This is a genomic window from Sphingorhabdus sp. (genome assembly GCF_035329025.1).
Taxonomy (GTDB): Bacteria; Pseudomonadota; Alphaproteobacteria; order Sphingomonadales; family Sphingomonadaceae; genus Sphingorhabdus_B.
This window is the reverse complement of sequence record NZ_DAOLHN010000001.1, coordinates 69,767-84,375: the sequence shown is the minus strand read 5'-3', so window position 1 is coordinate 84,375 and position 14,609 is coordinate 69,767. Positions and strand designations below refer to the sequence as shown.

Below are 14,609 nucleotides of genomic sequence, written 5' to 3'. Positions count from 1 at the left end.
CTGGATTGATGAACGACAAAACGGAAAAGCCGGGCCAAAAGCTCGGCTTTTTCATGTCTGTGGCGCTGGTCATGGGCAATATGATCGGATCCGGCGTGTTTCTGTTGCCTCAAGGGCTCGCGCCCTTTGGCTGGAATGCGATTGCAGGCTGGGTGGTAACTATCGCGGGTGCGCTTTGCCTCGCCCATGTCCTAGCCAAACTAACAGCTGCCCATGAAGGAGCTATTGGCCCAGCTGAACTTGTAGAGCGCAGTTTCGGCCCGCTCGCCGGCTTCCTTATCGGTTTCGCCTTTTGGGTTTCTGTATGGACGGGCTGCGTGACGATAGCCGTTGGCGCGACATCCTATATGTCCAGTTTCCTGCCTGTTCTGGGTGAACATCCATCGCTCACTGCGCTTGGGGTTATCTGGACGATGACGGCGGTAAATCTGCTCGGGGTGCGCTCAGCTGGCTCGTTCCAGGTGATCACGACCCTGCTCAAGCTGACGCCTTTGATCGTCGTCGCTATCCTGATCGGTCTGATTTTTGGTCGTGATGGGATGTCGGCACTTGCGCCTTATCCGGCGGAAGGGTTGTCGCTTCCATCGGTTAACACAGCGGCGGCCATGACGCTTTGGGCAATGATCGGTTTTGAGGCGGCCTGCGCTGCATCGCACAAGATTGACAACCCGCAACGCAATGTTCCGCGCGCGACTTTTTACGGCGCATTGCTATCTGGCATAATCTATCTGATCGTCTGTTCGGGCATCACTTTGATGCTTCCCGCAGATAAGGTCGCGGCCTCTCCAGCTCCATTCGAGCTGTTTGTTTCGACCTTCTGGTCGCCGGGCCCAGCCTCGTTGGTGGCCGCCTTTGCCGCGATTAGCGCAATTGGTGCGGTCAATGGCTGGACACTTGTGCAAGCAGAAGTCCCGCTCGAAATGGCCAAAAGGCAGATGATGCCACAATGGTTTGCCCGCACGACGGCCAATGGCGTGCCGATCAACGGCCTGCTGTCAGCGACGGTTCTGGGAAGCCTGCTGGTGCTGGCGAACAGCAGCCAATCGATGGCTGGCCTTTTCACCTTCATGGCGCTGGTCACCACGTCGGTCACGCTCTGGCTCTATCTCGCCTGTGCAGCCGTAGCGCTGAAGCGCAAGATCGCTGTGCCCTTCGCGCTGATCGGGTTGGTATTTGGTGTATGGAGCCTGTGGGGCGCGGGCGTTGACGCCAGCGGCTTGAGCATCGTGCTGATGCTCGCAGGCCTGCCGCTTTACTGGTGGACGCGGCGCTCGCTCAACACTCAACCACATTGACGGCTAGGCCGCCCTGCGCGGTTTCCTTATATTTGCTCGACATATCGAGCCCGGTTTGGCGCATTGTTTCGATGACTTGATCGAGGCTGACGCGCATCGGCCCGGTCGAATGCAGCGCCAGTCGCGCCGCGTTTGCCGCCTTGACGGCACCTATGGCATTTCGTTCGATACAGGGCACTTGCACCAATCCGGCGACCGGATCGCATGTAAGCCCCAGATTATGTTCCATCCCGATTTCGGCGGCGATGCTGACTTGCTCAGCTGTGGCGCCCCAGATTGCCGCAAGTCCAGCGGCGGCCATCGAGCAGGCAACGCCGACTTCACCCTGACAGCCCATTTCCGCGCCCGAGATGGACGCGCGCTGTTTGTAGAGGAGGCCGATGCCACCTGCAGTCAGTAAGAAGGTGTGGATGTCTTTCGCGGGGCGTTCGGCATCGACGCAATAATAGCGGATAACCGCTGGAATGATACCGGCTGCACCATTCGTAGGCGCGGTAACAACACGGCCGCCGGCTGCATTTTCCTCGTTTACCGCCATGGCATAGGCGTTCAGCCTGTCGAACAGACTTTCGCGCTCATTTGCAAGCGGTGCCGCCTTGAGCTTTTGCCACAGATGCGCTGCCCGGCGCTGGACCTGCAGACGGCCGGGAAGGATACCTTCGGTCGCGAGACCGCGATCAACACAATCGAGCATGATCCGTGCGATCGCATCGAGACGCTCTTCGGTCTCTTGGCTCGGTCGCATTGCATTTTCATTGGCCAGCATCAGGTCGTGAATGTTCATGCCATGTGTGCTGCATAGATTCAGCAATTCAGCGCCACTGCTGAATGCAAAGGGCACAATATTGCCGACGGTGATGCGATCATCTTCAACCGGTGCCGATAATTGCCGCTCCGAGGCGATGAAGCCACCGCCGGTCGAATAATAGGTTTTGGCTGATACGATGCGTCCTGCCGCATCAAATGCTGTCAAGCTCATGCCATTGGGGTGCAATGCGGGGATATTGTCGAAGTCGAGGATGAGATCGTTCGACGGATCGAAGGCAATTTCGTGGCCTTCGGAAAGATGCAATCGCCGGGACTGGTGCAGCTTGGCCAGCGACTGTTCCGCCTGTTCAAGGTCAATCGTTTCAGGCAAGAAACCGAGTAATCCCAGCAGCGTCGCGCGCGGGGTTCCATGGCCTTCACCGGTTAGTGCGAGTGATCCCTGCAGTTCAACCTGAATCCGCGTGGTTTGGGATATATTTCGGTGGCGCTCCATATGGGACAGGAAACGGGCAGCTATCCGCATCGGCCCAACCGTATGCGAACTCGACGGGCCAATTCCGACGCGAAACAGATCGAGCACCGATAACATGGCGCCCTGATAGCGATATTATATTTCAGGTGCGAGGAATTTTAGTTCCACTTGGGTCCGAGCCAGGAACGCTTGTCGCGCAGGATCACATGCGCCGCATTGTGCCCAGGTGCGCCGGTCACGCCGCCGCCTGGATGCGTGCCGGCACCACACATATAAAGCCCCTTGATCGGTCCGCGATAGGATCCGTGGCCAAGTACAGGTCGTGCGGACCAGAGCTGGTCGAGGCTCATATTGCCATGCATGATGTCGCCACCGACAAGGCCGAATTTGCGCTCAAGCCCCTTCGGGCTGAGTATTTGGCGGCCGAGGATCGAGGCGCGGAAGCCGGGGGCATAGGCTTCGACGGTATCGATGATCGTATCGGCAGCCTTGCCTTCCTCGACATCCCAATCGCGGCCATCGGGAAGTTCGGGTGCGAACTGCTGGCAAAAGAGCGAAGCGACATGCTGGCCTTCGGGGGCTAGGCTGTCGTCCACCGTCGAAGGGATGAGCATCTCGACAATCGGCTTTTTCGACCAGCCATAGCGTTTCGCGTCGAGGAAAGCTTCGTCCATATAATCGAGCGTCGGGGCAATGATGATGCCCGATTGGTGATGTTCGCCGGGTTCGGGCAGGCATGTGAATTTGGGCAATTCGGACAAAGCGACATTCATACGGAAGGTGCCGCTGCCGGCCTTGAAGCCCTTTATGCGGCGTTTGAATTCGCCGCTCAGGTCGCTGTGCTCGAACATCCGTTCGTAAAGCAGTTTCGGCCCGACATTGGAAATCACACGGTCGGCGATCACTTCCTCGCCGCTTTCAAGGCGCACGCCTGCAACCTTGCCGCCATCGACCAGCACGCGCGCGACGGGGCTTTCGAGACTGATTTCGACGCCATGCTCGCGGCACACCTTGGCCATGATCTGGGTGATGTTGCCCATCCCGCCGACGCTATGGCCCCATGCGCCCTTCTTGCCGTTCACTTCGCCAAATACGTGGTGGAGGAGGACATAGGCGCTGCCCGGTGTGTCGGGACTGGCATAGTTGCCGACCACAGCGTCAAAACCAAAGGCAGCCTTTACCGCTTCGCTTTCGAACCAGCTGTCGAGGAAGGTACGGGCGGATTTGACAAACAGATCGAGCACGTCGCGCTGCTGAGACAGCGTCAGGCGGGCAAGGCCCATGCCCTGCCGCGCACCATCAAACAATGTCTTCAAGCCCTCGCCCACATTGGGCGGGGATTTGAGCGCCAGATCGCGTAGCACATCGGCGACGCCTTCGAGCATGTCGTAATATTCGGGCAGAACTTGCGCATCAAGCTTTGAGAAACGCGCAAACTCCGCTTGCGTGCGTTCAAGTCCACCACCCAGTTTCAAATAGCCGCCATCTTCCTGCGGCAGGAAGTTGCTGATAGGGCGCTCGATCACGCGATAGCCATGGTCGGCAAGGCGCATGTCGGCGATCACCTTGGGCTGCAGCAGGCTGACGGTATAGCTCGCCACCGAATTGCGGAAGCCGGGGTGGAATTCCTCGGTTACAGCCGCACCACCGACAACATCGCGGCGCTCGACGATGCGCACCCTCATGCCCGCACGGGCAAGATAGAATGCGCAGACAAGGCCGTTATGGCCGCCACCGATGATTACCGCGTCGTATTTCATTTTTCTCCCCTCCCGCTTGCGGGAGGGGCCGGGGGAGGGCCTGTCCCGTATAACAATGACTGGAGGAACAGGCCCTCCCCTAACTCCTCCCGCAAGCGGGAGGGGGGCTTATTTGCTCCAACCCGATTTTGGACGCTCTGGTAATCGCGCTTCGGGGATCAGGTCACGGATCCGCGCGCAGAAGGTTTTGAGGCAGACTTCCTTGTCGGACAGCGGGCCCATCGAGAAGGTACGGCTCGCCATCCCCTGCTGTACGCGGGTGATCAGCGCGGTATCCTCTGCATTGACCTGACGGTTGATACGCCAGTTGAGGTAGCGCGCAGCCTTCATTTCGCGGCGATCATCGTCAAAGACATAGCTGATTTCGCGGATCAGGCAGGTGGTCGGCCCGGTCGGCAGCCACTGCATGAAATCGACCTGATCGGGATAGATGTCGAACGCGACCGACGGCCAAAGCTTGAAATAGAGCCAGCGTTTCTGGTTCGCCTCCGGCAGATGCGGGACGGGTGGCAGCAGGTTTTGGTAGGCGCGTTCAGACCAGTTGTTCGATGGCCGGTCGACAAGGTCGCCCCACATGCGGTCGACATGCGGCTCGGCCTCTACACCATAGCTTTTGCCGAACAGGCGGGTGAGGCCGGGATGCGCGACGGGGATGTGGAGGCCGTCCGAATAATTGTCGCCGACATTCTTCCAGTTCACATCGCGCGGGCGCAGCGTGACGCGGCCCAATGCCTTCAATTCTTCGAAGCGATAGGGCGCAACCTGATCTTCATAGGGCGCCATCATATCGGTGACCGAGGGACCACCGCTTTCGAGACGGACGAAAATGAAGCCGCGCCAGATTTCCATATCGACCGGCACGAGACCCGCCTTGCTCTTGTCGAGCGTGGGGTAGGAGGCGCTGTCGGGAACGCCGTTCAGGCGACCGTCCAGGTCATAGGTCCAAGCATGATATGGGCAGACCAGTTTCTTTGCGCAACCGCTTGCACCATCGACGATGCGGCTGCCGCGGTGGCGGCAGACATTGGTGAAGGCGCGCAGTTGCTGGTCGGCTCCGCGCACAACGATGACGCTTTCGCCGACATAATCGAGGCTGTGCCAATCGCCCGCATTAGGCACATCGGAGACATGGCAGACCACCTGCCACCCAGGGCGGAAGATGCGGTCTATTTCGACCTGCGCGAATTCAGGATCATTATAGGTCCAAGCCGGAAGGCTCCAGCCATCCAGAGAGTCCTGACCTATGTCGAGAGTGTGTATGCTTGCCATGACGCAGCAGTTGTTATACGAGTGTATAACAATATGCAAGCTGCCCGATCATCCTTTACGCGCGAAAGCGCAGATGCCCGGCGAGAGGCGTTGATCGCGGCCTGCGCAAGCTCGCTCGCGCGCAACGGGGTGCAGGGAACATCGGTCCGCGTGATCTGCACAGAGGCAGGGGTCTCGCCCGGTCTGCTAAGGCATTATTATGACGGCATCGATGCGCTGATCGCAGCAACTTATCGCTGGACTGGGGATCGGGTGCAAAAGGCGCTGGCCGACGCGGTTGCCGCTGCTCCCCAAACCCCGCGCGAACGTTTGCTCGCTTATCTGACCGCCAGCTTCGTCCCCCCGATTGCCGATCCCGAGCTGCTTTCAACCTGGCTCGCCTTTTGGGCACTTACCAAGACCGATCCGCAGATAGCGAAGCTGCATGGAGAGATTTACCGTGACTATCGCGCTGACCTCGAAGCACTGCTTTCGACCTGCCAGCCCGCCGACCACCGGCTGACAGCGGTTGCGCTGACGGCATTGGTCGACGGCCTGTGGCTCGAACTCAGCCTTGGCGATGCACCCTTCAGCCGCGCGGAGGCCGGGGTGCTGGTCGAGAAATGGCTCGATGTTCTTCTAGGTTGACTGGGCTGGCATAGTTTCAATTGAAACTGTATCGGTCGGGCATGACCGATATGACCTACGCCCGCTACCTTGCGCTCGACGATCTGCTCGCTTGCCAGCACCCGCAATCCGAACTGGATGACGAGATGCTGTTCATCATCATTCACCAGACCAAAGAATTGTGGCTGAAACAGATCATCCGCGAGATGAAGCTGGCGAAGGTCCAGGTGCAGGCGGATGCGCTGATACCAGCCTATAAGGCGCTGGCAAGGGTTAGTCGAATCCAGGCAGTTATGACGTTGAGCTGGGATGTTCTCTCAACGATGACACCATCCGATTATACCCGCTTCCGCCATGTGCTCGGGCCGAGTTCGGGCTTCCAGTCGGACCAGTTCCGCACAGTCGAATATATGCTGGGCCTGAAAGATGGCGGTTTCTTGAAATATCAGGAGGATCGTCCGGAAGCACAGCAAGCGATGCGCGATGCCTTGCAAACGCCGAGTATCTGGGACGATGCACTTGCGGCGGCGTCGCGCGCCGGATTGCCGATTCCAGCTGAAGTTCTGAATCGGGATTTCAGCCAGCCTTATGTTGCGCATACCGAAGTCGAGGATGCGTTCCTGACCGTCTATCGCGAACCGGAACGCTATTGGGAATTGTACCAGCTCGCCGAGAAACTGGTCGATCTCGACGATGCCATGGCGACATGGCGGCACAAGCATGTGATTACTGTCGAACGCGTTATTGGCGGCAAGCGCGGGACAGGTGGAACTGCGGGCGTCAGTTACCTGCAAGCCACCTTGGCGAAACGCGCCTTTCCGGAGCTCTGGTCCTTGAGGACGATGTTGTGAGGGCGTCGGCTGATTTTCTCCCCTCCCGCTTGCGGGAGGGGCCAGGGGTGGGCCTGCGTTGTTTCAGGCTCGCTTCGCTCGTGCCCTCCCCTAACCCCTCCCGCAAGCGGGAGGGGTATTGATGACCCACAAACATCTCTTCTCCCGCGCGCTATCTGCCAACCCTGATCGCCTGCACTTTGCTGCGCATAGCCACCACCTCTGGCCCGACGCCAGCTTTGACGGTCAGGTCAAGGCATGGGAGGATGCGGCGCGGCTTGCCGACCTGAAATGGGGCCGCATCATGGGGCCGGTTTTGGAGGAAGCACAGAGCCATATCGCCCGTGAGCTGAAACTGCCCGACTCGACCACCATCGCCTTTTCGCCGAATACCCACGATTTCCTCGTCCGCATTTTCTCTGCGATCCCGAAACGCCCGGTACGCGTGCTTGCCACCGATGGTGAATTCCACAGCTTTCGCCGCCAGATGGCGCGCTGGGTTGAAGCGGGTGAGGCGGAGCTGGTCAATGCGCCAGCGGACGAACTGGTGGCGAAGGCAGAGTCAGGTGGTTTCGACCTGATCTTTGCCAGCCAGGTGCTGTTCAACTCGGGCGCGATCATCGGCGAGCTTGAACGGTTGGCCGCACAAGCAAAACCCGAAGGGCCGTGGGTTGTGGTTGATGGCTATCATGGCTTCATGGCGATCGAGACCGATCTGTCGGCGATTGCCGACCGCATCTTCTATGTCTCCGGCGGATATAAATATGCGATGGCGGGGGAGGGGGTGTGCTTCCTTCACGCGCCGCCGGGCTTCGCGCCAAGGCCGGTGGTGACGGGCTGGTATGCCGCGTTTGAAGACCTTGCCCTTCCTCCCGGTGCTGTCGGCTATGCGCAGGATGGCGGCCGGTTTCTGGGAAGCACATTTGACGCTTCGGGGCTGTACCGCTTCAATGCCGTGCGCCGGATGTTGGATGCGGAGGGGATAACGACCGCCTCTGTTTCAGCGCATGTCGTAAAGTTGCAGCGCCAATTTGTCGAGGCGAACGGATTGCCCGGTTTTGAATTGCTCAATCCGCTCGGTGATGGCGCGCACGCCCGCTTTCTCGCTTATCGCGGTCCTTCGGCACCGTCTCTACATGCTGCATTGGAAGCGCGAAACGTCATAATCGACGTGCGCGGTGATGTGCTGCGGATAGGTTTCGGAATCTATCAGGATGCGCAGGATGTCGACCAGTTGGCCGATATCCTGCGGGAAATCTAATCCGTCGCCCCTGCGCAGGCAGGGGCCGCAGTCGGTTTAGTCAGCTCTGAAGGATACAACCTCCAGCGGCCCCAGCCTTCGCTGGGGCGACGGCGTACCTCAAGTCTTCGTTCGCTGATCCTCGACCATATCCTCGGCCAATTCCAGGCCGGCCTTGCCACCCGCAACAGTGTGCGACGGGGCATGGGGTGGTTCGATGAATTCGGGCTCTTCAACCTCGAGCATGCCTTCCCATTTGGTGATAACCGAGGTCGCAACGGCATTGCCGACTACATTGGTCGCGGTGCGACCCATGTCGAGGAATTGGTCGATGGCGAGGATCAGGGCGACGCCTTCCACCGGCAAATCGAACATGGCGAGCGTGCCGGTGATCACGACCAGCGAAGCACGTGGCACGGCGGCGACACCCTTGGACGAAATCATCAGGGTCAGCAGGATCAGGATTTGCGTGCCGATCGACAAGTCCATGCCATAGGCCTGCGCGATGAAGATTGTCGCAAAGCTCATATACATCATCGAGCCGTCAAGGTTGAAGCTATAGCCCAATGGCAGCATGAAGCCGGAAATCCGGCGCGGTACGCCAAAGCGGTCAAGCTGTTCGAAAAGCTTGGGCAGGGCGGCCTCGGATGAGGCGGTCGAAAAAGCTATCAACATCGGCTCGCGGATGTAACGGATCAGCGTCCATATCCGCCGCCCCAGGAAAATCGCACCTAGCGAAAGCAGGATCACCCACAAGATTGTCAGCGACAGATAGAATTCGACCACCAGCTCCAGATAAGTGCCGAGGATAGCCAAGCCGCTGGTCGCCACCACCTTAGCCAGCGCGCCGAAGACAGCAAACGGAGCAAAACGCATCACATAGTGCGTGATCTGCAACATCATTTCGGCGAGCGCATCGGCCCCCCGTACCAGTGGCGCGCCCTTCTCGCCCAATGCCGACAGGGCGACACCAGCGAACAGCGCAAAAACGAGTATCTGCAGAATGTTGTTGGTCGCCATCGCCTCGAAGGCGTTTTTGGGGAAGATTGACAGGATGAATTCCCAGAAATCGAGCTTCTTCACCTCGCCGATATTCTGCGCGGCCGCGGCGACTGTATCCACTGGAGCACCGACGCCGGGTTGGAAGACATTGACCATCAACAGGCCGAGGCCGATCGATATGAAGCTGGCGATAATGAACCAGCTGATCGCGCGGAAACCTATGCGGCCGAGCGCCGAACTGTCCCCCATATGCGCAATCCCGACGACGATGGTCGACAGGATCAAGGGCGCGACGAGCAGCTTGATCAGGTTGAGGAAGATATCCGACAGCAACTTGAATGTCTTGGTCGCATATTCGAACCAGACATTGTCCTGCGCTATACCTATATGAACGGCATAGCCGACAACCACGCCCAGGATCATCCCGGCAAGGATATACCATGTCAGTCGGCGATCCATTTATGCTTCCCCTTAATCTTTGTCTGTTCTTCGGCTGTGGTAACCGAGCGGTAACCGCACGGCAAGCGCATCCGTTTCCGCAGCGTAAATTTCGTTTCAAACGCAACTATCCGGTTGTTTGGTCGTCCCAACGGGGGCATAGGGCTTGGAAAATCAAAAGGGGCGAAAGGCCCTCAAACGACGCGGAGCGAGTGATCATGGCAAGTGCCGACCCCAAATTGGCGAAACCCCTGCTTTCAGCAATATTGGCCCGCACCCTTCCCGGCGAGATTGACGGATTTGGCAAGGATGCGCAGGCTCAGGCGGTTGAGTTCATGCTGGCGACAGCTGCGAAGCGGACAAGCGGCAAGTCCAACATCGCGGTTGATACATTTGCCGATGCCAGCGGACGACTGGCGATGCGTGTGGCGCTGATCAATGACGACATGCCCTTCCTTGTGGATTCTGTTGCGGCTGCTCTCGCCTCCGCCAATGTCGCCATTGAGCGGCTGATCCATCCGGTGGTCGATGTCGAACGTGATGCTTCGGGCACGCTGACCGCGGTCAGCGAGAAGCGTGGATCGACGGGTAAGCGCGAAAGCTTCATCTATGTTGAGACTTCGCGCATTGATGCGAAAGAACGGCGTGCTCTTGCCGACAGCCTCGCCGCGGTGCTGGAAGATGTGCGCTGCGCGGTGACCGACTGGCGCAAGATGCAGGGCGCGATGTCCGAAGATGCCGACAGCCTGCCCGAAGGTGAGGGAGCAGCGCTGATGCGCTGGTTCATGGATGGCGCGATGACCGTGCTGGCACATGAACGCATCATGGGCGACGGCGTACGTGAGGCGCGTCTGGGGTTGGCCCGATCTAGCGAAACCGCATTGCTTTCAGAGGAAAGTATAACCCGCGCCCGAGCATTTTTTGCCGAAGGTGGGCAAGCGCCTTTGATCCTCAAATCGAGCCGCGTGTCGACGGTGCACCGCGCGGTACAGCTCGACATACTGGTCGTGCCGGTGCGCGACGGCGACAAGATCAAAGGGCTGGGCGTAACCGGCGGCCTGTGGACGAGCAACGCGCTCGCGACCCCGCCCGAACGTATTCCGCTGCTCCGCACCCAGCTTTCCGATTTGCTCACCCGATATGGGTTTGACCCGTCGGGTCATGCGGGGAAGGCGATGTCGCATGCGTTGACCTCGTTGCCGCACGATCTGCTGGTGTCGTTCAAGCAGGCTGATCTGGAACGGGTGACCTTGACGGCGATGTCTCTGACCGACCGTCCTCGGCCCAAACTGCTCGCCGTGCGTTCTGCGCTGGGGCGGCATGTGTTTGTGTTTGTCTGGCTACCGCGTGATGAAATTTCGACCGGCTTGCGCCGCGCGATAGAGGCGATGCTGACCGAGACCAAGGGCGCGAGCGTGCTTGGCTGGTCAATCGGGCTTGAGGATGGCGGCATCGGCCTGCTCCGCTACCTGCTCGACCTTGAAGATCGCAGTGTTGACATCGACGAATCCGCACTAGACCGACGCCTCCAATTGATGGTCCGCGGCTGGGAGCCTGCCGTTGAGGCAGAGCTGGCACGCGTAACTGATGAAAAGCGGGCAGCTGCCCTGATGGAGCGCTATGCCGCCGCCTTCCCGCAATCGCATCGCGTAGCCTATCCGGTTGCAGAGGCGGCGCAGGACATGATCAGCCTGCTGGCGATGGAACGCGACCATTGTCGTATCTCCCGCCTGATTGCCGATGCCGACAAGGATGACAGCACGCTCAGCCTGAAGGTCTACAATGCAGGCGGCGCGATGCCGCTGTCGGACATCGTCCCTGTGCTTGAAAATTTCGGCTTCAATGTGATCGAGCAGGTGCCGACCGCGCTGGGCGAGATTGCCCATATCCACGATTTCCATCTGGGTCTGCGCGGTGGGGCGGTTACTGCGCCTCTGTTCGCGCGCAAGGATGTGATCGAAACTGCGCTCACCCAGGTGATTGACGGCAAGGCAGAAAATGACGCCTTCAATCAACTGATCACGATTGCCGGGCTGGAACCGCAGGCGGTGGTCTGGCTGCGTGCATGGCACCGTTATCTGCGCCAGACTGGCCTCAACTATGGTGTTCCGACTATCGTTGCTGCGCTGGGCAACAATGCCGGCATTGCGCGTGCGATTGTATCGCTGTTCAACGCGCTGCACTATCCCGCTTTCGCCGGTGATCGCACGGTTGTTGCAGCGAAACTGGACGAAGAAATCAAGGCTGGTTTGGCCAAGGTCGCGGCTGCTGATGAAGACCGGATCCTGCGTTTGATGCAGGCGGTGGTGAAGGCGACGCTGCGGACCAATGCCTTTGCGCCCGCCTCGAAAGAAGCGCTGGCGTTCAAGCTGGACAGTGTGAAGGTTCCGGGATTACCCGCGCCGCTGCCCTGGCGCGAAATCTTCGTATACTCGCCGCGGGTCGAGGGCATCCACTTGCGCGCAGGGCCGGTTGCGCGTGGCGGACTTCGCTGGTCCGACCGGCGTGACGATTTCCGCACCGAAATTCTTGGCCTGATGAAGGCACAGCGCGTGAAGAATGCGGTAATCGTGCCTACCGGGGCGAAGGGCGGTTTCTATCCGAAACGTCTCCCCGATCCGCGCGTCGATCGCGACGCATGGTTGGCTGAGGGCACCGAAAGCTATCGCATCTTCATCCGCACGCTGTTGTCGATCACCGACAATTTGGTCGACAACAAGGTCGTGCATCCCGACAGCGTCGTAATCCGCGATGGCGACGATCCCTATTTCGTGGTCGCCGCTGACAAAGGCACTGCGACCTTCTCCGACGTGGCCAATGCTATAGCAATCGAGCGTGGTTTCTGGCTTGGCGATGCTTTCGCGTCGGGTGGCTCGGTCGGCTATGACCATAAGGCGATGGGGATCACGGCCAAGGGCGGTTGGGTTTCGGTCCAGCGGCACTTCGCCGAAATGGGCATTGATGTGCAGAAGGAGCCAGTGACGGTTGCGGGCGTGGGGGACATGTCGGGCGACGTGTTCGGCAATGGCATGCTGCTGTCAAAGGCGATCAAGCTGGTCGCCGCGTTCGACCACCGCCACATCTTCCTCGACCCCAACCCAGATCCGGCGACAAGCTGGAAGGAACGGCAGCGGCTATTCAACCTGCCGCGTTCCAGCTGGGCGGATTATGATGCCAAGCTGATTTCCAAAGGCGGCGGCGTGTTCGCGCGCAGCGAAAAGGAGATAAAGCTTTCGCCGGAAGTTCGCGCGCTGCTTGGCGTCGAGGATAGCGTGATGGAACCTGCCGCCTTGATGAAGGCGATCCTCAAGGCTGAGGTCGGCCTGATCTGGTTCGGCGGCATCGGCACCTATTTGAAGGACGCCAGCGAAGCCAATGTAGAGGTGGGTGATCCCGCCAACGATGCGATCCGTATCAACGCCCAGGATCTGCGCGCCAAGGTGATCGGCGAAGGTGCAAACCTTGGCGTCACGCAGGCCGCCCGCATCGCCTTTGGCCTGAAAGGCGGTCGCATCAACACCGACTTTATCGACAACAGCGCGGGCGTCGATTGCTCGGACAATGAGGTCAATATCAAGATCGCGCTCAACGCCGAAATGGCGGCGGGCAGGTTGAAGATCGAACCGCGCAATACATTGCTCGCCAGCATGACCGACGAGGTCGCCGATCTGGTCCTGGAAGACAACCGGATGCAGACGCTGGCGCTCTCCATCGCCGAAAGCGGCGGGGCAGGGGACTTGCCAGCCTATGTTCGTTTGATGGAGATATTCGAAAGCCAGGGCAAGCTTGACCGCGCGGTCGAAGGGCTGGAGGGCAATGATGAATATCTGCGCCGCGAAGCCGAAGGCCATGGCCTGACCCGCCCTGAACTTGCCGTGCTGTTGTCGACGGCCAAACTGGCGGCGCAGGATGCGGCGGAGGACGGCCCGCTCGCTGGTGATAGCGCGATGGACGGAGAGTTGCTCGCGGCCTTCCCCAAACCGATGGCCGACGCACATCGCGACGCCATCCTGTCGCATCGCTTGCGCCCGCAAATCATCGCTACCAAGCTCGCCAACCGCATGATCAATCGCATGGGCATGCTCCATCCGTTCGAGCTGGCGGAGGAAGAAGGTTGCACGTTGGGCGTCGTGACCGAAGCCTTTGCAATAGCCGAGCGACTGTTTGATCTGCCCGCGCTCTGGGCCGAAATTGACGAAGCCAAAATTCCCGAAGCGACGCGCATCATGCTGTTCCAGCAGGTCGCGGTCGAAACCCGGGCGCATATGGCGGACATGATCCGCAACGGCAAGGAAGGCCGCACTGTCGGGGCTGCAATCGCCGATTACATGCCGATCATCGAAGAGCTGTCGGCGGCGCGCAAGGAATTGCTGACGCCGGATGTCGCCGTGCAGACAGAGGCCTATGGTGAAAAGCTGTCAGCGGGCGGTGCGCCTGCCAAGCTGGTGGCAAAGCTGGTTCGCATCGCCCAACTCGACGGCGCAATCGGTCTCGCCGCACTGGCCACCGAACGCAAGGCGGATGCCAAGGCGCTGACCAAGGCGTTTGTCCTGCTGGGTGATGCGCTGGGTCTCGGCTGGGCGCAGAACAGCGCGATGCAGATGGACCCCAAGGATCCGTGGGAGCGCTTGCTGGTCGCAGGCCTCGCGCGCGATTTTCAGGCGATGCGGCTCGATTTCCTGCGGCGGCAAGAGGCGATGGATGCCGATGCTGTGACGGCGTGGCTGGGCAAGCATCAGGACCGGGTGGCGATGTTCCGATCAATGATCGACCGCGCGCGTCGGGGTGGCTTACCGACGCCCGCCATGCTCGCGCAGATCGCCGGACAGGCGCGGACATTGTTGGGTAGATGATCTGTCGCCCCGGCGTAGGCCGGGGCCACGGTCGGTTTACCCAATACGATCAGTATAAACTTGCGGCGGCCCCGGC

General features: G+C 59.8%; 9 protein-coding genes. 5 read left to right on the top strand and 4 right to left on the bottom strand.

The annotated features are described in order from the left end of the window. Positions 1-8 precede the first annotated feature (8 nt). Positions 9-1,295 carry an amino acid permease gene (locus tag PKC81_RS00375; protein ID WP_324332616.1) on the top strand — a complete coding sequence of 429 codons (1,287 nt, stop codon included), beginning with the start codon at positions 9-11 and terminating at the stop codon, positions 1,293-1,295. Here the strand turns inward: PKC81_RS00375 and PKC81_RS00370 are convergent. From PKC81_RS00370 to PKC81_RS00360, 3 genes are all read right to left on the bottom strand, one after another. Continuing rightward, positions 1,276-2,652, bottom strand: a complete 1,377-nt coding sequence (locus PKC81_RS00370; RefSeq protein ID WP_324332615.1) for an L-serine ammonia-lyase — start codon at positions 2,650-2,652, stop codon at positions 1,276-1,278. The genes PKC81_RS00375 and PKC81_RS00370 overlap by 20 nt on opposite strands. A gap of 41 nt (positions 2,653-2,693) precedes the next feature. Next, positions 2,694-4,295: an NAD(P)/FAD-dependent oxidoreductase gene (locus PKC81_RS00365; protein WP_324332614.1), complete on the bottom strand. Its 1,602-nt coding sequence runs from the start codon at positions 4,293-4,295 to the stop codon at positions 2,694-2,696. A 108-nt stretch (positions 4,296-4,403) separates the two neighbouring features. After that, positions 4,404-5,564 carry an aromatic ring-hydroxylating dioxygenase subunit alpha gene (locus tag PKC81_RS00360; protein WP_324332613.1) on the bottom strand — a complete coding sequence of 387 codons (1,161 nt, stop codon included), beginning with the start codon at positions 5,562-5,564 and terminating at the stop codon, positions 4,404-4,406. 21 nt (positions 5,565-5,585) lie between these two features. Between PKC81_RS00360 and PKC81_RS00355 the strand changes: the two genes are divergently transcribed. The 3 genes from PKC81_RS00355 to PKC81_RS00345 all read left to right on the top strand — a co-directional run bounded on the left by PKC81_RS00355 (position 5,586) and on the right by PKC81_RS00345 (position 8,261). Next, complete coding sequence (locus PKC81_RS00355; protein WP_324332612.1) at positions 5,586-6,191, top strand: TetR family transcriptional regulator C-terminal domain-containing protein; 606 nt, start codon at positions 5,586-5,588, stop codon at positions 6,189-6,191. Positions 6,192-6,232: 41 nt separating this feature from the next. Continuing rightward, positions 6,233-7,021, top strand: coding sequence for a tryptophan 2,3-dioxygenase (locus PKC81_RS00350; protein WP_324332611.1), 789 nt, complete (start codon positions 6,233-6,235; stop codon positions 7,019-7,021). Positions 7,022-7,142: 121 nt separating this feature from the next. After that, positions 7,143-8,261 (top strand): class V aminotransferase, encoded by a 1,119-nt coding sequence (locus PKC81_RS00345; protein WP_324332610.1) that lies wholly within the window; start codon positions 7,143-7,145, stop codon positions 8,259-8,261. Positions 8,262-8,360: 99 nt separating this feature from the next. Here PKC81_RS00345 and PKC81_RS00340 read toward each other — a convergent pair whose 3' ends face one another. Beyond that, a complete protein-coding gene (locus PKC81_RS00340) occupies positions 8,361-9,701 on the bottom strand; it encodes a dicarboxylate/amino acid:cation symporter (RefSeq protein WP_324332609.1) in 1,341 nt (446 codons plus the stop codon). A gap of 197 nt (positions 9,702-9,898) precedes the next feature. Between PKC81_RS00340 and PKC81_RS00335 the strand changes: the two genes are divergently transcribed. Next, positions 9,899-14,533: an NAD-glutamate dehydrogenase domain-containing protein gene (locus PKC81_RS00335; protein WP_324332608.1), complete on the top strand. Its 4,635-nt coding sequence runs from the start codon at positions 9,899-9,901 to the stop codon at positions 14,531-14,533. The last annotated feature ends 76 nt before the right edge of the window (positions 14,534-14,609 follow it).